The organism is Nostoc sp. DedQUE04, assembly GCF_034530995.1.
Lineage (GTDB): Bacteria > Cyanobacteriota > Cyanobacteriia > Cyanobacteriales > Nostocaceae > Nostoc.
In genome coordinates this window covers 1-22,380 of sequence record NZ_JAVRCA010000100.1, presented here as the reverse complement: position 1 = coordinate 22,380, position 22,380 = coordinate 1, and the positions used below count along the sequence as shown (strand labels likewise).

The window sequence follows — 22,380 nt, the reverse complement described above, 5'->3', positions numbered from 1 at the left end:
GGCTTTTGCGGTAACTGTACTTCAAGATAGTAAAAGATGTCAAATGGGTTCTATATAATGCCACTACACAAAAGCTAGTTTCCGTAGGTAATCAATTAAATCCTTCTCTAGTTAAGGGCATGGTAGAATTACTCCCAACCAATCGAGTAACGGTTAACACCAGTTTCTCTGATACCTCGACAGAATCCCCACCTCAAAAACTCCCCTTGCCCCCTTGTCCCCTTGTCCCCTTGTCTCCCCCTCCCCCCTTCCCCGCCTCTCCCGAACTAAACGGACATTGGGCAGAACCATTTATTCAGGCATTAGCAAGGATGGATCTAACTCATGCTTTTGCCGATGGTAGCTATCAGCCAGATAAACCCATGACTCGCGCCCAGTATGCAGCAATGGTGGCGATCGCTTTTAACCCATTTCCCAAAATCCCCGCACCTGATTTTACGGATGTACCCAAGGATTTTTGGGCTTATAGCGCTATCCAAATCGCGGCTAGCGGTGGCTTTGTTGGCGGATTTAGCGATCGCACTTTCCGCCCCGATCGAGGTGTGCAGCGGCTACAGGTGATTGTCTCCTTAGTAAACGGACTGGGATTACCAGCTATTGATAGCGGTGTTGTAGAAGTATATAGCGATCGTCATACCATTCCCGACTACGCCCGGACAGCCGTTGCTAGTGCTACACAACGGGGAATAGTTGTCAACTATCCAGATCCGAAAGTACTTGCACCTTTACGTTTTGCAACACGCGCTGAAGTTGCAGCGATGGTTTATCAGGCATTAGTCGCTATTGGGCGAACATCTGCGATTAAATCAGTCTATGTGGGGTTGCATTCTAGAAGTTGGCAAGTAGAATAAGGAACACTGCCTATCGGCTCGGCAACTCTTGGAAAAATAAACCATGTAGTTAAAAGCACGCTAGGCTAATATGCGGTGGGTGACAAATCTTAGACCTATTGCCTAAAGCTAATAGCCTCATGTTAACAACACTTCCAGACACCTCTGCCAACTTGGCGATCGCTTTATTAATTAACTATAGTTTCGATCTCGGTGGGTATAGTGCCAATGAGCTAGTTGAGCGTTGGCAAACGCAATACCCCCTTAATTGGCTACACTTGGCAGTGATTGAGGCACTATATCAAGGTCGTTATAAAGCGGTTTCTGTGCAGCAAATTTTAGTATTTTGGCAGCGCCGGGATCAGGCTACATATCATTTCAACATGGAATTTGAACGGATGATTTGTAGCAAGTTTCCTCAAAACTTAACGTCATCGGCTGCGCCAGCTTTACCGCCAGCCAAGAGAAAACCCACTGTAGAGCAAGTGACAAGTCCTCAATTACCACCAGCTAAGATTCGCAACGGCTATCAACACAGCAATACTGCAATTCTCCAACTGAAAAGTTATCAACCAAAGACATCTTTGAGTGAAGAAGAAGGAAAGCAGGAAGATAGAGACAATAAAACTGTCTTGAAGTCTCCGCTTTCTGGGAAATTTACCTCTTCGGCAACCCTTGAGCGATTATCTGCTGTCAGCCAGAGGCAAACTTCACAAGAAAGTCCAGTGCCTTTCCCGTCACCAAACCATCATCAACGACAGCCAAAACTGCTCCCGCCTGCTCCTATTCATGCCCCAATCGGGCAATTTACCCCCGAAACAAGCTACCGCTCTGATTCTTTTACATCTAAACTCAAAGCCATGTCTAGCGAACATAACCCAGGTGTGGAGAGCAGGGGAGCAGAGGAGCGCGGGAGCAGGGGAGCAGAGGAGCACGGGAGCAGAGAGCACGGGAGCAGGGAGCAGGGAGCAGGGAGAGAATAACTAATGACAAATGACAATTGACAATTGACAAATGACAATTGACATTCTATTCTGCAACTAACAACTTAAAGCGTTCATCGTCGGCAATATCATCAAAATCGAGGTCACTTGCTGCGTCTTCTTTATACCTCGGATTAAGTTCAATCGCTTGTTGTAAAGTTAACAGAGATCGGTCAATTTGTCTTTGCAGTGCGTAACAGGCTGCTTTGTTGTAATAAGCACTGGCATAATCTGGCTTAATTTCTAAGGCTTTGTTAAAACTAGCGATCGCTTCATCATCGCGTCCTAATCTTACCAATGTATAACCATGTTTATCCCAGATTTTGGGAGAATTGGGTTGGAATTCTAGCGCTTTATCAAAAGAGACGATTGCCTCTTCGTATTGTTCTAATGCTACTAGAGAAAGACCGCGATTTAACCAAGCAACGGCATCATCAGGTTTGATTTTTGTAGCTTTATCAAATGAGGCAAAAGCTTGCTGATGCTGTTGGAAGTTACCAAAAGCAACGCCGCGATCGCACCAAGCTTGATGATAATCTGGCTGAATCGCAATCGCTCGATCGTAAGATGCGATCGCATCTTGGTAGCGTTTTAATCTTCCCAGAGTTAGACCACGTTTTAACCAACTCACAGGTTCATCAGGTTGGATTTTAACTGCTTGGTTGTAAGCTGCGATCGCATCTTCATAGCGCTTTTGAGAAAACAGATCGTCTCCCTGTTTTACATACTCATCAGCAGTGAATTCTGGTTGTTGCGGCTGTTCCTGTATTTCTTCTTCAACTTCAGAATTTACCACCTCTAGAATGGATTCCGGCGTAATTTCAGATAGTTCTTGAAGAATCAGATCCTTTCTTTCTTCGGCATCTAATTGTAACTCAGAGAGTTGAGAGTCAAATTCAGTTTCTAATCTTTCTAACTTCTCTAAAATGAGAATTTTTTGTTGTTGGGCATTCCATTGTAATTCTGAGAATTGCGAACTAAACTCAGAACCAGATTTTTCTAAATTCTCAATGAGTAGCTCTTTGGATTTTTGAGCATCTACATGTAATTTCGATAATTGAAATTTAAATTCTGACTGCAATACTTCTAAATTTGTAATAATTTTATTTTTTTGTTCTTGAGCATCTACCTGTAATTCCGATAATTGAGATTTAAGTTCCCGCTCAAATATAGTTAAACTGTCAAAGGCAATCTCTTTTTGCTTTTGAGCATCTACCTGTAATTCGGATAACTTTTCTACAAACTCTGACTGTAATTGTGTTAAGCTTTCAAAAATTATATCTTTTTGCTGTTGAGCATCAGACTGCCATCCAGAAAGTTGAGATGTGAACTCCGACTTTGATATTTCTAAATCAGTAACGGCTAGTTCTTGCTGTTGATGCACACCTAACTTTAACTTAGACAGTTCTTCTGCGATCGTAGATGCTAATTTTCCTAAATTTTCCAATGCTATATCTTTTTGTTGTTGAGCATCACACTCTAACTTAGATAGTCCCGAAGCAAATTTTGACTCTAAATTTTCTATATTTTCTTGAGATTTTTTTAGTTCCGCTTCTAATCTACTTAATACCTGCGCTTTAGCTAAATCTAGATCGGATATCTGAATAGATACATTTTCTTGTTCATTTTTAATTTTTTGTTGTAGAGCAGTCGTTTCCTGTTCTAATTCATAATTTATTTTTTTCGCTTCTTGAATAACATTTTCAGCTTCTTGTTTAACGGTGGTTAGCTGATTTTGTAATTTTTCCATTCCCTGGACTTGTTGCATCGCCCTATCAACAATTTCCCGGATTATCACCCGTCGCAACAGCCATAACAAAGCAATGACTGCGACTGGAAAGAGACTTAGTATAACTAGCCAAACATCGAGTAAAATAGTTGTGCGGTTAAAAGTGCTTTTAAAATCAGACTGGACTTGCTGTTGAATTCGTTTTTCTGCTCGTAGTCGTGCTAACTCTTCCCGTTCTGAATTCGATAACACCGGAGTCGGAGTTAGTGCTGGGTTGGGTGATGGTGCAGATTGTCCACTGGCGATTCCAACGAATAACAATAAGGGTAAAAATACAATCGTACTTTTTACAATTAAAGCGAAAACAGCTTGATTTTTGCTCTGCATAACAACCATCTGCGTCTGTTGGTCAGTTTTTGAAGCGGCGTGCCTCTTTCCAATCTATAACAGAATTAAGTAGTTAAATGTTGTAAAGGCAGTGTAAAATTCTGAGCAATCCTTCACTAATCCGTTTCCTCGTCCTTAGTGTACGTACAACTTTAGTAGTAGAGTGCAGTTAAGTTTGTGACAATTTTTTTGAGGTAATATTATAACATTATTAAGTTGTAACTGCTGCTAAAGATGGTGAAAATCAAGCGGTAAAAATAATAATTTATCAATTATTGGAAGAGAAAATGCGAAAGCATCGACGCTTTCTTAGACCATTTACCGAAGAAGGTTTGGACTTTGTTTTTACAGATAACAGGGTGTTTAAACTTGAAGTTCTACCTGTATGGGAAGTGTCAGATGTGGTTACTTCGCATTAACATTAGATTATCTCCGGTAGGCAGATTACTTGTACTCAAATTAACTTAACAAAGGCGGTAGAAAATGGGTCGCATAAATCCTTACACACTGCAATTGCAGATTACCCGAATGTTTGAACAAGGGCAATCATTTTTTGCCACAACCAAGGTACAAGAATGGTTGAAAGAACATAAACACAATCCAGAAGATTATGACATTATTTTCTATAAAAAACCTGCACCTCCTGGTTCCAAAGAAGTGATGGTTGTGGAAATTGAATTACGCCGCAAAGATGGACAACCTGTAGATCCGTGGTTGCAGGAACAAGCAAATCTCCATGCCTGATCGCAACTATAGCAATCCTAAATTAGATGTGAAAACTTCTTTTTCTTTTCTTGGCATTTCGCAGAAAAAGTGGTTTGTTCATTTTCACAACTTAGATAGGATTGCTATGTGTAAAGGCTACGCCCAAACTAAAAACATAAGCTACTGTAAATTTTGAAATAAGTTTACACAAATTTTATATATACCTGACAACTTTAAGGATTTAACAAAGATCATCTTTTATTAGTTATTTCTTAACCTATATACATTGGTGAAAAGTTTATTTAAGTGAAATTACAGAATTATTCATTTTTTAGCTTCGGAGCATTTTCTGATGAAATTAGCTAAAAACATTAGCATTGCTGCTTTTGCTGTTGCGATCGCGGTTGCTGCTGTTATTAAACCGACACAAGCTGCCTTGGTTAATTATGATTTCACCGTAAATGCCACATCTGGCGATCGCCCGGGTCAGTATTTCGGCTCTTTTCGGTATGATGACTCGACCTTAACCAATACAGGTCTTGAGACATTGGGAGTGGAGAATGGATTAGCAGTGGCATTCAACTACTTAGGCACTAACTATACAGAGGCAGATGATACTGATTTTAACAGTTTTCCTATAGCCAGCTTTAATAATGGCAAAATTCTGGGATTAAGCTATTTTGTTGCAGATCAATTTGCGATCGCAAGCGATCCAAATACTCCAGATGTCGGAGGAAACAACTTTTATCTGATTAACCAATCAGTAAATACAACACAAGTAGGTACTGTAAGCTACGCTAAAGTACCCGAACCGTTAGCTGTTGGTGGTACGGCTTTTGCTGCTGTTATGGGATTGTGGATGCAACGTAAGAAGAGAGCAACAAAAGTTATGGGTTAACTGTAGACAATGAGTAAATCACCTTATCCTTGCCCGTATTTAGGTTAAGGATTAAGGTGATTTAAAACTATTTAAGATACTGTAGTGACAAAGGAGCGATCGCTAAATAAATCTGTTCCTATAGTTTTTAAAGACCACCAATAACGCCACCGTCATTACGGGTAATTACTACCACTGATGAACGTGGGCGACCAGATGGGCCATACCCTTGACTATTAGGCCAATTGCTGGCGATCGTGGGATTCGAGGCATCCCCGCGATCGCCTGGGTGTTGGATGTTGATAAACATCGCTTTGCCATCGGGTGTACTAGTAATACCAGTTACCTCACAATCCGTAGGGCTGGTTAAGAAGCGCCTAACTTGTTTGGTGTTGGGGTCAGCACACGACATAGTGTTGCTACCGATGTTTGTCAAGTCACCACGACCATCACCTGCGTGGTCAGTCTGAATCCAGAGGCGTCCGAAGTCGTCGAACCAGAGACCATCTGGTGAACTTAAATCGTCACCTTTTATGTTGCCTTTGAGATTTGTTTCGGGTCTAGTTTTGTCGCCAGCTTCAAAGAAAATATCCCATTTAAAAGTTGTAGCCGTAACGCTGCATCCATCTTCGCGCCAGCGAATGATATGACCGTAACGGTTGTCAGGACGTGGGTTGGGAGGATTCACGGGAGGACGCGCACCGCCTGCTGCTGTTGTGCCGTCTGGCTGGTTGGAGGAAACTGGAGTTGTGCCCCGACGATTATTGTTGGTCAATGTGCAGTAGACTTCAATCTCTTTATATCCACCAATCCGAGGACGCACAGCTACCCACTCAGGGCGATCCATCATGGTTGCGCCGACTCTATCCGCAGCTTGTCTTGTCTTGACAAGCACCTCAGCTTGGCTTCTGAAACCATTTTCTGGTGTCAAACCACGCTGACCGTAGACCAAAGGAATCCACTCACCAGTACCGTTGTCATTGAATTTGGCAACGTACAAAACACCGTTATCGAGCAAATCGCGGTTAGCAGAACGATTTCCGGGATTGAAAGGTTGGGCACAAACGAACTTGTAGATATACTCGTTGCGCTCGTCGTCACCCTGATAGAAAGCAACACGCTTATTGTCGTCAACCACAACCTGAGCGCTCTCATGCTTGAACCGACCAAGGGCAGTGCGCTTGACTAGTTTGCTTTGCGGATTGTAGGGATCAATCTCAACCACCCAGCCGAATAAATGGGGTTCAAGTGGGTTGGTGCTGGCATTGAAGCGTGGATCAACCTCCGGCCAGCGATAGCTAGATGATGTTGAAATGCCGTAGCGATTTTGTGCTGCCAGAATATCGGACTTTTCGATGCCCTCAATTGCAACTACATCTCCTGTGGGATTAGCAAAGTAGCCGTTCCAGTTCTCTTCACAGGTCAAGTAAGTGCCCCAAGGAGTGTGGCCGTTGGCGCAGTTGTTGATTGTGCCATAAGCAGTGTAGCCGTCGTTGAGTGTGCCGGTGTCAACAGAGCCAGTTGGCCGAATTGAAAACTTCTTCGACTTTAACAAGGCATCGCCAGCCGCAGGCCCCGAAACTCTAATTTCAGTGTTAGCGGTAATGCGGCGACCATAAGACGAATTACGATTAAAACTCCAGTTATTGCCATTTTTAGAAATTTCTACAACAGACACACCATGAGCAGCCTGAGACTTCCGTACCTTGGCAATTGTGACTACATCCAGACCATCTGGATGCAAAATTGATTCCTGGGTGTACTCATGGTTAACGCACAACAGACCAGTATTGATGGGCTGGTTTAAAAAGCCCCTTAGCGATCTTGTTTGTGAACTTACTGTCCGACCAACAACATTCCCTGGTTGCAAAGGAAAGTAGTACATACCGTCATTGTGCATACCAAACTGCTTTTCTTGAGCAGCCGCATCTTGAGAAGCATCTGGTAGCCAAGTCGGGCCAGCAGGTGCGATCGGATCTCCCCAAGCAATCAGTACTTTGGCTGTGTAACCTTCAGGAACACTGACAAGATCCTTTTCCAGCAGTCCTGTAGCTGGATTGAGTAGATTTGGTGGAACGCTCTTGAAGCCTATGCCAGCAAATCCCTTTCCCTTGGGAATTGGGGCTGCATCAACACTTTGGAGAAAGCCACCGATGGAAACATCGCCCACAACACTTAGCACCGACGTACCCACAGCCGTCATGATGAACCGCCGCCGACTCAAGCTAACGCGGTCAATCACATCACGAATTGACTCGTTACCGGATGGGTTGAGGGTCAAATTGTTTTTAGGGTGAGAGCGTCCTTTCATTCTTTGTTCTCCGTTTAAGGCTTACGAGGTTGCTATTCAGTTCATCTCTCAATAAGATGAGTAATTTGGTAAATAAAAACTCTATATATTTACGACAATTACTTGATTTTTATTGAGATTTGACACATATTTAACAGCTAATAGATAGCAATGAATAACAAATTAAGACTGTCTGATGTTGCTTACAAAGACTAAAATAGTCATGTTTTCCTTAATTTAATTACTAAGTATTAACATCAGGTTATATATTGATTAATTTGAATTTATCAATAACTTTTTTTGATAAAAATATGTTTTCGATAATTTAAGAAGAATTCAGAATGATTTTTTTGATAAATATAGATGGCTATCTGAGGCTAAATTTCAGCAAGCAATAACTGTAGAATGGGTAATAACACAAACCTTAAAATTAAGGTCTTCGGCATTAATAGACAGTCTTGATTCTACAAAATAAAGTTATTAAAAATTATCCCAGGTGTTATATTAGTCAAGGCTGATATATTACAGCAGTTATAGTAACCGCCTTAGAAGAAATTTCTGGGCGGGCAATGGTGCTAATTGAGAATGTTTTAAGATATCAGCTTAAATAAACTTACTGCGAGAATTTTTCGGGCGGATACCAATTACAGATGGTCGGGGAATACCTGTAGCTTGCTCCTTACCACCATCAGTTTTCGAGATATTACTTGGCCAACTACTGCCACGAGGTAAACTTCGAGTTTGATTGAATGTAGTACCATTCAAATCTAGTAATTCAATGCTGCGACTCAGCATTGTGCCATCGTTAATTGGACAATCTTCACCAGGATGTTGTACTGAAATAATCAGTGTATTTCCAACAAAAGTTGGCCCGGTCATCTCACAACGCACTGGCCCATGAGCAAATGGTATTACCTGTCCAGCATTTGCACCACTGGTAGGGATAAAAAATAGCCAGTTATTACCGAAAACTCCGGTAAAATCAGAAACATTACCACTAACTGTATGATCGATTTTGGTTTGCTTACCTTCAGCACCTACATCAAAACCGTTGTGAGTGCCGGTAGACATATCCGTGACACCCCAAACATTTCCTTGATTGTCAAAAACTAGATTATCAACGTTGGCAAAACCAGCACCATTAACTGAACCGGCTTCGCCACCTTGGGCAAATCTCTGCCACCGGAAGGTTAAACCTGTAGCATCAGCACTATCTTCAATAATTTTGTACAGTCCTCCTGATTGCTGAGTCGCCTTGGCATCTGTACTTAACTTGGCAACTTGAAAAATCCGCGAATCAGGATAACCATCACTTCCTGGCGCACCATCAGTATAGGCAATGAACACTTCTTTGGTGGTTGGATGCACTTCTATATCTTCGGGACGCGCTGTGGGAGTTCCCCCGACTAAATTTGCAGCTAAAAAGGCGTCACTCAGAACAGCACCTTGGCTAGAGTAGAAGTCAGAGAGTTTTTTATTTTGATAATCAGGTAGTGCTTTTGCTTCGTTAGTGCGATCGTATTTAAATGTACCACCATCTTTGATTTCACCTGCAACCCCATTGCGTCTCGGTAGTGGTAAAAGACCTTCTTTTTGTACTTTCTGCAATGCAGCAAATTCTACAGAAGATAGAACTGTCGGCGTAATTGGATTGGTAGCGGTAGTTAAAAGTAACGGTATCCATTTACCTGTACCGTCTGGATTGTAACGAGCAACATATAATGTACCACTTTCCCATAAACTGCTGTTAGTTTTACTGGTGGGTGAAGAAATAGTGTTTGCGCTGACAAATTTCCAAGTGTGTCCCCCCCGTCTGTCATCACCCAAGTAAGCAATTAATTTTTTGCCTTTTTCAACACGCAGGGCAACATTTTCATGGCGAAAACGACCCAACGAAGTGTGTTTGCGGGGACGAAATTTCGGATTTTTGGGGTCAATTTCGACAATCCAACCGTATTTTTCGCCAACTAAACCAAAAGTTTTGCCGATAGTTTTCTCTGTATACTCTGTCTGAGTACCATTAGCTTTGACTCCTTCTGTAACGCTATTTTGGAAGTTCTCTTCCGCAGATAAAATCGTTCCCCAAGGAGTTTTACCGCCAGAACAGTTAAAGGCAGTACCAATAATTTTGTTGCCCAACTCATCAGAGGAGAGATTAAAAACTTGGCTTGCAGCTGGGCCAGTTCCGATTAAATAATTTTTGTCACCTTTTTGGTGGTTGCGACTTCCCCAAGCTGTGATACTTTTGTAGTCATCATTGCGTTGGCTATTGATTCCCAACCCAGAAAGACCATGAATTCGGCGATTTTTGGCATCTTTGACTACAGCAAAACGTTTATTCTGATTCTGGCGAGAGATACGAACGATTGAGCCGCCTTGATTATATAAAAATTCACCTTCGACTTCAATATTTCTGCTGGATGGTAAAGCCCAACCAATGACGTTTTCAAATGCGTCGGGCAGTCCTTTCAGATCGGATGAATCTTCTACTAATAAACTAGAAAATGGAAAACTAACGTATTCATGATTCACCCATAAATACCCGACATCATTAGTTTTACCAAGGGGAATAAATCCAGTGAAATCGTTGTTATAACCGAAATAATCATCTTTGTTGGGAAAGACGCGATCGCCCCAACTGACAATTACATAACGTTCGTACTCTGGCGGCACTATCACATCATCAATAACGTTATAGTTACCTAACTTAATATCCGCAGATGCATTAACTACTTCTCCCTGACCAATTCCTGTTGGTAAGAAATTTTTCTGTTGTTGATAAATTGGTAGGGGATGTGGTAAGCGTACAGGTGTAAAGCTAATACTGGACGTTTTTGTATCTGCCCCACTAGCAAAACTATTTAGAAGTTTGTCTCCCAAAATAGCAGCACCAGCACTGCCAGCAAGAAATATTAAAAGTTCTCTCCGACTTAATTTAGACATTCAACTTTCCTCTGTGTGGCAGAAAAAATTAGTAGAAATAAACTCTAATTTCTGAAAAATTACTGTATTTGAAATACTTAGTAAGTTATTAATAATAAAGGAATATTATTTTATTATTTACTTTAGTTGATAATGATTAATCTGAGGTTATAAGTTAATTAACTAAAAATTATTACCTCTTGCTATTTCCTTAGCTCAAATCAAGTAAGGAACAGTGTCAGCGCCCCATCTGTCCTATCCTGGAGATGGATAAATCAATAGTGTTGTGGGTGAGACTGTGTTTTTCAGCATTGTGATACCGACTTATAATCGCCAACCGATTTTAGAAAAGTGCCTCCGCGCCTTGGAGTTGCAGGAGTTAAGTCAGCCAAGTTCGGTTACTGATTACGAGATTGTCTTGGTAGATGATGGTTCCACTGATGGCACACTGGAGTGGTTGGCAGAACACAAAAAGGAATTTCCTCATGTGCGCTGGTTTCAGCAAGATCATGCTGGCCCAGCTGCGGCTCGAAATTTGGGGGTAGAGAAAACGCAGGGAGACACAATTATCTTTATTGATAGTGATTTAGTAGTGCTGAAGAATTTCCTGCAAGCTCATGCTGAAGCACTAGTAAAGGGGAAAGAGAAATTGGGGAGCGATCGCTTTTTTACTTATGGTGCAGTTATTAATACTTGCAATTTCAACAACCCAACGGCTGAACCCTACAAAGTCACAGATTTTTCAGCAGCTTTTTTTGCTACGGGAAATGTAGCAATTCCCAAACATTGGTTAGATAAAGCCGGACTTTTTGACACCAGTTTTCAACTCTATGGCTGGGAAGATTTAGAATTAGGCGTGCGGCTAAAAAAACTAGGTTTGACACTAATTAAATGTCCAGAAGCCGTAGGATATCACTGGCATCCAGCATTTAACTTAGAACAAATTCCCCGATTAATTGACCAAGAAATTCAACGCGGACGGATGGGAGTTTTATTTTATCAGAAGCATCCCACATGGGAAGTGCGAATGATGATTCAAATGACTTGGCTGCACCGGTTACTTTGGGGAATTTTGTCACTCAATGGCGCATTGAATGAACGGACAATGGCTCCCTTTTTGCAATGGCTAATTAACTTAGGTAAACCTCAATTAGCTTTAGAGATTGCTCGAATTTTTCTCAACTGGTACAACGTGAAGGGTGTTTATCAAGCCTATGCTGAAATGCAGCAAGTATTATGATTAAAAAGTGGTTTGTTAAATTAACCTGAGTTCGAGTAAAAAAAGGTCTCTAATGCAACGTGAATTTGATGAGTTGAAAAAGCGCAAATAACCTGCCGCAACCTCACGATTGATTGGCTACTATTAATTATTTAGCTTTTGACTACTTTGCACCGCCATAACCTCTGCCCTCTGCTGTTATTTCATTCATAATCTCTTCAAAAGATGAGAGTTCACGATATGCTTCTATTGCTGCGACTGGAATACTACCACTAGCAGAATTAACATTTTCAAACAATTTTTCATACATTTCTGAACTATGGAAGACTGCTCGTAACAACTTTGGATTATTAGGAGCTTGTTTTGCGCTTTCAATAAGAGCCATCCTGTAGTTATCTTCTGAGAACGGTAAGAATTTTTTTCGTGTACTGGTATCCCATAATGTATCCACTTCAAACTGTAATTGTCTCAACAGATTAACTGTGATAAGCCAACTAGGCGCTATTTGATTTGAATTAACCAAACTAGCAGCTACAGTCATCCAATGTGGTATCGCTTGAAAAATGATTACATCAGCATGAGAACCTATGTATGTAGGTTTATAATTTACATTAATAGTTAGACGTGCTTTTTCAGACAGTGGTTTTATATTTTTAATAACAATACCTACCTTGTCAGCATTGACAATTACTTGACAAATTTCAATCTCGTGTCCGTGGGGGATACCTTTAGTCAACTTAGATGTTGAAAACTTACAAGAGAATGTCAATGGTATTTTGTCACTCAAAACTAATGAGTAGCTCAAAATACTTTCATCCCCAGCTTTGAAAGTATAGGGGACTTCTAAATTCTTTGTTCGGTAAATTAATAACTCTTGATCAGATAATTGTTGAATTTTTTGATTTTTCATAATGTAACTTCCTCTCCCCCATTTAAATCACAATAATAAAATACCATACACAACATAAGCTGAGAAAGACGCTAAACGAGTCTGGAATGGCTGACGACCTTGTTTAACAACCCGAAGCGGGAAGACGGAACAGACAAGATATATTAATTCAAAATCGCCCCACCCATCAATCGCTCATACCGATACTTCAATTCTTCTTTCATTAAATACCAACGCTCTAAAGTAACATCCATTTCTATAATTTTCTCTGCTGCTTGCCGCGCTAAAAGTAAAACTTCCTCATCGTCAACCAAACTCGCCAACGTAAAATCTGGCACTCCTGATTGACGAGTTCCCAGTACTTGCCCTGGCCCACGAAAACGCATATCCATCTCGGAAATAAAAAAGCCATCCTGAGATTGTTCCAATACCTTTAACCGTTGTTGAGCATCAGGGCTTCTGGAACTGCTCATCAACAGACAATAAGACTGAGCCGCGCCACGACCGACACGCCCGCGCAGTTGGTGCAGTTGCGATAAGCCAAATCGCTCTGCATTTTCAATGAGCATAACTGTAGCATTAGGTACGTCTACACCAACCTCGACAACGGTAGTAGAAACCAAAATTTGCGTTTGGTTATCACGGAATTTGGTAATAGATTCATCCTTTTCGGCTGAACTCATGCGACCGTGCAGCAGCCCCACTTGAAAGTCGGGAAAAATGCTTTCCTGTAGCTTTTGATGCTCGTCAACAGCCGATCGCAAATCTAATTTTTCTGATTCTTCCACCAAAGGCAAAACCACATAAACTTGTCTACCTTGGACAATTTCTCGCCGCATCAGGTCATAAGCATGGTTGCGTTGCTGACCTGACAATACTGTTGTCTGAATCTTTTGCCGTCCTGGTGGTAACTCATCAATTTGACTCACATCCAAATCCCCGTGTATCGTCAGTGCTAAGGTTCGGGGAATTGGGGTAGCTGTCATAGTTAACACATGAGGTTGATTGCCTTTTTGCTGCAAACGTGCCCGTTGTTCTACCCCAAAGCGATGCTGTTCATCTATAACTACTAACCCTAGTTGTTGGAAGTTTACAGGGTCTTGAATCAACGCATGGGTTCCTACTAACAAAGGTAATTCACCAGTTCCTAACTGAGAATGTATTTGTCTTCGTTTAGCAGTTTTTGTAGAACCTGTCAGTAATTCCACTGGTAAATGCAGTAGATTAAACCAGCTAACCAACTTGCGATAATGTTGTTCTGCCAAAACTTCTGTCGGAGCCATCAGCGCCGCTTGGTAGCCAGATTGAATTGCTGCAAGGATAGCCAGCACGGCGACGACTGTTTTACCAGAACCGACATCACCTTGCACCAAACGATTCATTGGCACAGGTTTTTGTAAATCGTTGAGAATGTCGTTGAGAACTCGTTGCTGGGCGCCAGTGAGTTGAAAAGGCAGTATTTCGTGAAATTTCTCTACAAGTTGACCGCGTGGAACAAGGATGGCGCTGGTTTGAATCGCTCTTGCTTGCTGTTGACGTTGCAGTAACCCAAGTTGCAGGTAGAAAAATTCGTCAAACACTAGGCGACGACGGGCAACTTGTAGGGCGGCGCTATCGCTGGGAAAATGGATATTAGCGATCGCATCTTTTAATTCCATCAAACCATACTTCTGCCGCAAACCACTTGGCAAAGGGTCTTTCAGGTTAGCCGCAGCAGGCAAAGCAGCAATTACCGCCTGTCGCACTGTATTCGCCACTACGCCCTCAGTTAGTCCATAAATTGGTACTACCCGCCCAATATTTAGCGACTCAATCGTATCTCCTGGACTTGCCAAAACCTCTAATTCTGGATTATCCAGTGTCAAGCCGTATTTACTTTCTTTCACCAATCCACAGGCTGCCAGAATGCTACCTACTGGATAACGGCGTTTTAAACTTTCTTGCCAAGCGCGACTGCTAAAGCGCGTACCTGCGTAAAAACGGCCAATTTTGATTTGACCGCTATTATCTTTTACTACCAATTCTAAAATTGATAATTTCTGATTTTTAGGGCTAGTAAAGCAGTTGCAACGCTTTACAGTTGCCACTATTGTCACCGTCTCACCCGCCTGTAACTCGCGGATATTCACCTGACGCGCATAATCAATATGGTCACGAGGATAGTAGAAAAGCAAGTCACGGACGCTATGTAAACCAAGCCGTGCCAAATTATCAGCTTTTTTAAAACCTATTTCTGGTAAATCACTGAGTTTTTGCTCAATTTTTGGTGCAAGTCTCCGACTCACCTCAGAGATAATTTTAGATTTTGGATTTTGGATTTTGGATTGATAAGTTTTCCCTTGCTCCCCTGCCCCCCTGCTCCCCTGCTTCCCCTGCTCCTCTTGCTGTAGTTGGGAAAGATACCTACGAGTCTCTGCTACTAAATGCTGCCTTTCTTCCAGTGCTAGATGTGGATAACTAACAAATTGCACTGCTAATCCTTGCCAACGACGGCGTTCAGTTTGGGGTAAGCCTGTTGGGAATTTGCCCAAAGTTAGGCTGAGAAATTCACTGAAACGGTATTCTCTGCCCATCAAGTCTGTAAAGCCACGTTCAGCTTCTATTGCCAAGGCTTTATGCAATCGTATCCAATCTGGTTTTTCATTAGTCATTGGTCATTAGTCATTAGTCATTAGTCATTGGTCATTGGTCATTGGTCATTAGTCATTAGTAAAAGTACAAAGGACAATTGACAAAGGACAAATGACTAATCCTCAAACCAACTAGCGCGCCATGCAGCTTCAGCTTCAGCGATCGCTTTTTCTTTATATCTCTTTTTATACTCTCGTCCTAGTTTATTTAGCTGAACTAAAATACTACGGATTCGCTTGCGATCGGAGGAAAGTGTCACATCAGCAAATTCAATTTCTCCTAGCCGCAGGTTAATAGCCATAATTTGAGTCAGTCCAGAATCTTCTGACTGTTGCTCATTTTCAATTTCAATTACTAAGTTTAATAAATTGGGTGGCCCTGGCATGACCTCAGCAGATGCTTCTGATGCTGCCGCCGCTGCTGCTAAAATCGGTTCTGGTAATTTTTTCGGCAATACTCCAGCTTTTTGTAACAAAAGATTAGCATCATGCGAAAGTTTTTTCAGTATATCTTGCGCAACCTCTTCTAATTTCTGTTGCCATTTTGCCAGTTCTATAGGATCGGAGGTGTTGGCAGTGAGATACTGAGAATTAGAAGTGTCAAGAAATAGTGAAGATGAAGAGGGTGTTACTTCCTCATCCATCTCATCCATCTCATCTTCCTCATCTCCTTCATCTACCTCATCTTCCCCTGATTCTTCACTTGTAAGATAAATGAGCAATTGTTCAGCTGCGAGTTCACCCAACTTGCGGATGGCTTGTTGCAATTGTTGGCGCTGATTCAATGACAAATGCAAAAAGTTTTCGGGATATCCTTGGGTACAGAGGTGGTAACTCGCGAGAATCAACTGTTTGCGTACAGCTATTCCCAAGGTATTCAGATAACTAGCATAAGCGCTTTGTAGTTCGATCGCGATCGCCCGGATCGCTTCTTGGAGTGCTGCAATATCCTGCTCAATTCGCTCGATTGCTCTTGCCATATTTTTTCGCTCTTGCCCATCTGAACCATTACATAGTACAAATGTACAAATTTATTTTAGGATAACTTTCCAGAGAATTTTATATTTTAAATTAAATGCGATATTTTCTGTCTTTTAGGGAACTCCAAGAAATAAATTATCCAATATTGTGGGGTGGGCATCTTGCCCGCCATATCGACTGGGCTATCGTGTCGCCCACCCCACAGGAGTTAGGATATTTTTTTATTTGTAAGTCTCTTACTAAATAAAAGACAGGTCAGGCTATTTGCTTGACCTGTACTTTAAGCAGTTAGGAATTAAGAATTATAAGTTATAAATTATGAAGTTAACTTCCTATTAACTCCTAACTCCTAACTCCTAACTAATATTACTTAGTGCCCATTTGTGCAGCGACTTCATCAGCAAAGCTGATTTCTTGCTTTTCAATGCCTTCGCCCAGTATATAACGGACAAAGCGAGTCACTTGAATCTCTTCACCTAATTGAGTCTTGACTTGCTTTATCAAGTCTTCCACGGAAATACTCTGATCGCGAATGTAAGGCTGATCGAGCAAAGTCAATTCTTTCAGGCGTTTTTCAATCCGTCCCTGAACAATCTTTTCTTTGATGTTTTCAGGCTTGTTCGCCAAATCATCCTTGCCCATTTCAATGTCTTTTTCCTTTTGGGCAATTTCGGCGGGGATTTGGTCTACGCTCACATACTCGACATTGGGACAAGCCGCAACTTGCATTGCAGTGTTCCGTGCCAAGGTTTGGAACTCTGAATTAGTAGCCACTGACTCAGTTTGGGAACCTAGTTCTACTAATACACCAACTCGACCGCCAGTATGAATGTAGCTGTCTACTACACCTTGTGTGCCCTCTGCTATTGCAAAATTAACAAAGCGGCGCACTTGGATATTTTCACCAAGGGTGGCAATAGTTTGCTTGATGGATTCTTCTACAGTCGCACTTTCATTTTCAATATAGGGTTGAGCCAGCAAAGACTCAACACTATCAGCTGTCGCTGCTTGCTTTGCTAGATTCTTAACTAAAGCTTTAAAAGCCTCGTTACGAGCAACAAAGTCGGTTTGGCAGTTGACTTCTATGAGTACACCCACTCGACCTTCGGGCTGAATGTAAGTGTCTACTAGACCTTCCGCCGCAATGCGATCGCTTTTTCCCCCCGCTTTAGAGATGCCCTTTTTCCGTAGCCAGTCTATGGCTTCTTCTATATTGCCATCAGTCTCTATCAGCGCCTTTTTGCAGTCCATCATGCCAGCACCAGTTTTTTGGCGTAGCTCTTGGACGAGTTTTGCAGATATTTCCGCCATGTTCTCTCAATTCCTAACTTGACCTCGAGTTGTAATCACTCACCTAATTTAGTACTGAGTACTGAGTTTTGTTAGCGTTAGCGGGGCATTTAGCCCGTGCTGAGTTTTGAGTGTTCAGTTATCAATTTTATTCTTCATTGACAAATCACAACTTACAACTTCAAAAATCAAGACTCAGCACTATTCAATTTGCTGAGTCTTTCTATCTTACTCAGGACTTAGCACTCTTCATTCAGCACTATTCTTCTGTTTCTTCGTCGGGAAGTACGGCATCAGTATATTCGGTTTCTTCGTAGTCATCGTCATACTCACTACCGTCGTAATCTTCGTAATCATCTTCAACATCCAGCTGACCATGACGACCTTCATAAATGGCATCTGCCAATTTTCCGACTATCAGTTTAATTGACCTGATAGCATCGTCGTTTGCTGGGATGGGGATATCTACTACATCGGGGTCACAGTTTGTATCCAACATGGACACAATGGGAATATTCAGCTTTTGGCATTCTTGAACTGCGTTATATTCCCGGCGTTGGTCTACGATTACCACGATATCGGGCACTTTCCGCATTGTTTTAATGCCGCCCAAGTATTTCTGAAGCTTCGTCATTTCCCGACGTAGCATAGATGCTTCTTTTTTCGGCAATAAATCTAGTGCGCCAGTTTCTTCACGGCGTTCTAAATCTTTTAGACGGTCAACCCGTGTTTTGATGGTTGTCCAGTTGGTCAACATTCCGCCCAACCAGCGTTGGTTAATGTAGTGGGAACCACAACGGCTAGCTTCTTGGGCAATAATTCCAGCTGCTTGACGCTTGGTGCCAACGAAAAGAAATTTCTTCCCTTGTTCTGCGTGCGATCGCATATAGTTGTAGGCATTATCCATCAACTGGGCTGTTTGCACCAAGTCGATGATATGCACGCCATTGCGGGAAGTATAAATGTAAGGAGACATTTTTGGGTTCCAACGCCGGGTCTGATGCCCAAAGTGAACCCCTGACTCCATCATTTGAGCCAATGAAACTACTGGCATATAATTTTCAACTCCAATTCGGGTTAAACCTCCATCCAAGTGTATTTCCCAATCGGGAAACACCCGAATTCTTAGATGTGCGAGATTAGTTAACCATACTAGGTTAACATATTCTGAAGAGTTGTAGTTGCTTGACCAAGTGAGGTCAAGAAATAGCGCTGCCTACTCAACAATCGGGCAGCACTATTAATGAAAATCTTGCTGTTTTAAAGGTCTACTCGCGGTCTTCTCGATCTTGGGGTTTGGGTTTTTGCCGCCGTTGTTCGATCTGATCGTCGATGGTTTCTCTCATTTTGCGATCGGCAGCGTCCATCGCAGAATATTTAAAGCGGTTGATTATGCCACTGAACAAGTTGCCAAAGAATCTTTCAATTTCTTGCATAATTTTATACCTCAGGATTTAAAGGTAAATTCTTGACTTGACATTGGTCTTGGACTTTTTAGTGGAAGTTACAAATAAAACACCAACCTTTGCTTCAAGTATCTATTAGTCTCTTACTCAGGGTTCTTAAAAAGCTGGCGGTTTATTTATCCTTTGATTCAGTTTTGCTTGTGAATGACTGTACAAAACAGTCTTCTCTATAAAATCAGTATTGTTGAGACTTACTAGATTGAAACGCGCTAGAGATTCATCTATTGTATTCTGTCTCAAGTAATAAATGTGGCAAACACACAGGTAACAAATTGTCTACTTGTTTATAACACCTAGTACGTCTACGACGGGCGTAGCTCTAGCAACTTCTGGTGCATGTTACTCAATAGTATCGGGGTCTACATTGAGCGATCGCAACCTTGCCTTTAACTGTTCTATCTGCAATTCTGCCTGTTCAGCTCGTTGGCGTTCTTGTTCAGCTCGTTGGCGTTCTTGTTCAGCTCGTTGGCGTTCTTGTTCTACTAGTTCTTCTGCCTGCTGTCTTGCTAAAACTTCCTGTCGTAAAGCCTCTGCCAGTTCACCAGGGATCAGCAATTTTTCCCCTGTATCCTCTTGATAAAACCCAATTAGCCTTCCCTCAACTACTAAGCGCAGTTGTAACGGTTCACTGCGTCCATCTTGTATAGGTTCGTAGATTTCTCCCCGCAGACGATAACCACGTAGCTGTTGTTCCACCCACTCGCCTTTAGGATCAAATAGCCAGTATTCCTTAACACCTAGCTGTTCATAAAGGGTCTTTTTGAAGATTTCGTCTTGTCCTTTAGTACCAAAGGATGTCATTTCAAAAATAACTGTCGGTACTTGACCCTCTTCCCAGGTTTTATAGTTGTCCCTACCGCCGGGTGCAACATCAAAAATCACCATCACATCTGGGGCTACCCGCAACTTGGGAAAGCCTTGTGCATAGTAAAGAAATTGATTTCCCAACACTGTTGCTTGACGATTTGCCAGATACTGTTTCAGGACTTCTAAGGTAGTTAGTAAAGCATAAAGGTGGTCGTAGGTTTCTGCCACTGGTTGACCATCAGCACTGGGGTAGAAGATTTCTGATTCGACATTAACAGGTAGAGTAGCCGTCACGTCGCTTTGCTCCGAATTTAAAATTCAAAATAAAGAATTTCCATAAATAAGTTAACTTGCTTTGTATCCTTTTATCTTTTGGTCATGGTTGTAAAATCTAGTGCTACAAGATTATCTTAAAGCAAATTCTAATTTCCCTTAATTTGGGATTTGGAAGCTTTGCAAAATGTAACTGGATAACTCACAAAATCCATCGCCTTCGGCAGCTGCGGTCATATAAGCGGGCTGATGTTGCAATTTATCTGCATATTCCAACACGTTTGCCACGCCTACAGAAACAGGAAAATAACGTCGATCGAATAAACTTTCATCATTAGGACTATCGCCTACAGTGACAATTTGTTCTGATGAATACTGGGGCAAATATTCGCGCAATACCTGCAACAATCCCACAGCTTTATCTTGTTCTTGGGGTTTAATGTGACACTGCACGTTGCTATAGGTAAATCCCCAACCCATTTGTTGACAGAGATTATCTAGGGTTTGTAGTTCGTCTTCACGCAAACCAGCTACATCAAAAGTCCAGTCGGTGATGCGAAAGCGATTATCAGCAGATTCTTGGATTTGGGGAAATTTAGTTTGTAAATTCTCAAAAGTCATAGCCAAGTGCTGGCGATGTTGAGCTAAATCAGGAATGGGTGTTAAGACTATTGGTTTCTGATTTCCAGGTGGAAAGTACAAACCGCCATTTTCTGCCATCGCACCTGCCACTGGCATCAAACTACTCAATCCACTTACCCACCCAGCAGAACGTCCGGTGACAATTAGCACTTGAATGTCAGCTGCGGCTAAATCCTCTAAAGCTTGTAGCAGTACGGGAGTAAATTTTCCTCGTCTAGTCAGGGTGCCATCCATATCTGTGGCTATCAGACGAATCTTGCTCAAGCTTGTAGATGAAACCTCAGATAGGGGAGCGAGGCTCAAATGTCTGGACATATACGGTTTGTAAAATGCTGTAAAAAATATTAATCATACAGCAAGATGACCTTGAAGATTTGGGCATCCTAAACATCAGGAGTCAAGTTTTTCAGTTTCCCACCATGTCCACTTCAATGTTTCTTGCCCAATCCTCTGGGAAAAAGGCTACTAAAAAGGCATCCCAGGAAGTACCAGCAAGTAATCCTCAAATACCACCATTATTGTTGGTAACTTCTGGAGGACTGGCTTTAGTGGTGATTGCTTTGATTGTGTATATTAAACTCCAGAAGGATAGGCTGGAGAAAAAACTTAAGTTTGAACAATTCCGCGCGCGAGAACTAGAGAAAAAGTTTAAGCTGGCGCTGGAAACAATTCGCAAAATGGAAACTAATCCCGATTTGGTGAACTCACGGGACTTTAACCTGGATTATCTGCGAATGCGGATGTCAGAGGAGGTGTTTCATTTTGCAATTCTTAATCAAATAAAGATTCAGATCAAAGAAAAAATTTCTCAAGCCTTGCGTCCAAGTCAAGCCCAACAAGGATCGGTTGGAATTGCTAATAGTGCTGGACGGCAAGTAGATGAAATTTTTGATGTCGAGTATGAGACTGGTAGTCCGGGGAATTCTGCTAAACGGGTGCTGTTTCGGATTCAAATCAAGTTAATGAAGTTACCGACGCAAGCAACTTCTGCGACGATTAGTCAAATTATTGATTGTATAGAAACTTACCTAAGCCCGATAGAAGACGAAGATAGTTGGCAACCAATAATTCAAGGTCGGATTGCTACTATGCATTGGGATCAAAAGGCTAAACCTACGCCTCTACTAGTGCTAGAACAATCGAATGAAGGGGTGAATGTAACTTTCCGTACTACTCGCCAACCAAATACTCCAACTCCACCAAAGTCATCTGGAATTAAAAAATCAGGCTCGGCTAGACAATAAATTATGGTTGTCATTGGTCATTGGTTATTGGTTATTGGTCACTTGTACAGAGTTTCAACTGCGCGGTAATCGAGCGAAGTCGAGATTCAACTACCGCGTAGTCGCTGGCGTAGCCTCTCCAAAAGTTGTATTGGTCATTCACAAAGGACAAAGGACAAATGACTAATAGACTCATCCGCAAATGGCAAATGCTCACGGGGACTGGGTTTGAGAAAC

Annotated in this window: 17 protein-coding genes and 1 pseudogene; 6 read left to right on the top strand and 12 right to left on the bottom strand. The window is 41.9% G+C overall.

Annotated elements, in window-relative coordinates; translation table 11 throughout:
• Window positions 1–266 precede the first annotated feature (266 nt).
• Both RM049_RS36965 and RM049_RS36960 read left to right on the top strand, forming a co-directional pair.
• Window positions 267–851, top strand: a pseudogene (locus tag RM049_RS36965) (S-layer homology domain-containing protein); the annotation flags it as partial.
• Between the two features lie 119 nt (window positions 852–970).
• Window positions 971–1,813, top strand: a complete 843-nt coding sequence (locus RM049_RS36960; protein ID WP_322707770.1) for a hypothetical protein — start codon at window positions 971–973, stop codon at window positions 1,811–1,813.
• A gap of 46 nt (window positions 1,814–1,859) precedes the next feature.
• Here the strand turns inward: RM049_RS36960 and RM049_RS36955 are convergent, their stop codons facing one another.
• Window positions 1,860–3,929 (bottom strand): tetratricopeptide repeat protein, encoded by a 2,070-nt coding sequence (locus RM049_RS36955; protein ID WP_322707769.1) that lies wholly within the window; start codon window positions 3,927–3,929, stop codon window positions 1,860–1,862.
• Window positions 3,930–4,412: 483 nt separating this feature from the next.
• Here RM049_RS36955 and RM049_RS36950 point away from each other — a divergent pair, with 483 nt between their 5' ends.
• Window positions 4,413–4,673, top strand: coding sequence for a hypothetical protein (locus RM049_RS36950; protein ID WP_322707768.1), 261 nt, complete (start codon window positions 4,413–4,415; stop codon window positions 4,671–4,673).
• 313 nt (window positions 4,674–4,986) lie between these two features.
• Entirely contained in the window at window positions 4,987–5,532 is a 546-nt protein-coding gene (locus tag RM049_RS36945) for a PEP-CTERM sorting domain-containing protein (protein ID WP_322707767.1), read from the top strand.
• 127 nt (window positions 5,533–5,659) lie between these two features.
• Here RM049_RS36945 and RM049_RS36940 read toward each other — a convergent pair whose 3' ends face one another.
• Together RM049_RS36940 and RM049_RS36935 are read right to left on the bottom strand one after the other, a co-directional pair.
• On the bottom strand, window positions 5,660–7,822 hold the full coding sequence (locus tag RM049_RS36940; protein ID WP_322707766.1) for a PhoX family phosphatase: 2,163 nt from the start codon (window positions 7,820–7,822) through the stop codon (window positions 5,660–5,662).
• Between the two features lie 582 nt (window positions 7,823–8,404).
• Window positions 8,405–10,744: a PhoX family phosphatase gene (locus tag RM049_RS36935; RefSeq protein WP_322707765.1), complete on the bottom strand. Its 2,340-nt coding sequence runs from the start codon at window positions 10,742–10,744 to the stop codon at window positions 8,405–8,407.
• A gap of 265 nt (window positions 10,745–11,009) precedes the next feature.
• Here RM049_RS36935 and RM049_RS36930 point away from each other — a divergent pair, with 265 nt between their 5' ends.
• Window positions 11,010–11,963, top strand: coding sequence for a glycosyltransferase family 2 protein (locus tag RM049_RS36930; RefSeq protein WP_322707764.1), 954 nt, complete (start codon window positions 11,010–11,012; stop codon window positions 11,961–11,963).
• A gap of 142 nt (window positions 11,964–12,105) precedes the next feature.
• On the opposite strand, the gene RM049_RS36925 is transcribed toward RM049_RS36930, so the two are convergent.
• The 8 genes from RM049_RS36925 to RM049_RS36890 all read right to left on the bottom strand — a co-directional run bounded on the left by RM049_RS36925 (window position 12,106) and on the right by RM049_RS36890 (window position 21,235).
• Window positions 12,106–12,852: a hypothetical protein gene (locus tag RM049_RS36925; protein ID WP_322707763.1), complete on the bottom strand. Its 747-nt coding sequence runs from the start codon at window positions 12,850–12,852 to the stop codon at window positions 12,106–12,108.
• A 143-nt stretch (window positions 12,853–12,995) separates the two neighbouring features.
• Window positions 12,996–15,482, bottom strand: coding sequence for an ATP-dependent DNA helicase RecG (gene recG, locus RM049_RS36920; RefSeq protein ID WP_322707762.1), 2,487 nt, complete (start codon window positions 15,480–15,482; stop codon window positions 12,996–12,998).
• Between the two features lie 95 nt (window positions 15,483–15,577).
• On the bottom strand, window positions 15,578–16,441 hold the full coding sequence (locus RM049_RS36915; RefSeq protein ID WP_322707761.1) for a hypothetical protein: 864 nt from the start codon (window positions 16,439–16,441) through the stop codon (window positions 15,578–15,580).
• A gap of 367 nt (window positions 16,442–16,808) precedes the next feature.
• On the bottom strand, window positions 16,809–17,753 hold the full coding sequence (tsf, locus tag RM049_RS36910; protein WP_322687595.1) for a translation elongation factor Ts: 945 nt from the start codon (window positions 17,751–17,753) through the stop codon (window positions 16,809–16,811).
• Between the two features lie 238 nt (window positions 17,754–17,991).
• On the bottom strand, window positions 17,992–18,786 hold the full coding sequence (gene rpsB / locus RM049_RS36905) for a 30S ribosomal protein S2 (protein WP_322707760.1): 795 nt from the start codon (window positions 18,784–18,786) through the stop codon (window positions 17,992–17,994).
• Window positions 18,787–19,000: 214 nt separating this feature from the next.
• Window positions 19,001–19,168, bottom strand: a complete 168-nt coding sequence (locus tag RM049_RS36900; RefSeq protein WP_180277428.1) for a hypothetical protein — start codon at window positions 19,166–19,168, stop codon at window positions 19,001–19,003.
• 369 nt (window positions 19,169–19,537) lie between these two features.
• Entirely contained in the window at window positions 19,538–20,299 is a 762-nt protein-coding gene (locus RM049_RS36895; RefSeq protein WP_322707759.1) for a Uma2 family endonuclease, read from the bottom strand.
• Between the two features lie 138 nt (window positions 20,300–20,437).
• A complete protein-coding gene (locus RM049_RS36890) occupies window positions 20,438–21,235 on the bottom strand; it encodes an HAD family hydrolase (protein WP_322707758.1) in 798 nt (265 codons plus the stop codon).
• Window positions 21,236–21,339: 104 nt separating this feature from the next.
• Between RM049_RS36890 and RM049_RS36885 the strand changes: the two genes are divergently transcribed.
• Window positions 21,340–22,164 (top strand): hypothetical protein, encoded by an 825-nt coding sequence (locus RM049_RS36885; RefSeq protein ID WP_322673506.1) that lies wholly within the window; start codon window positions 21,340–21,342, stop codon window positions 22,162–22,164.
• A 31-nt stretch (window positions 22,165–22,195) separates the two neighbouring features.
• Here RM049_RS36885 and RM049_RS36880 read toward each other — a convergent pair.
• On the bottom strand, window positions 22,196–22,380 hold a 185-nt coding region (locus RM049_RS36880; protein WP_322707757.1), incomplete at its 5' end, for a hypothetical protein.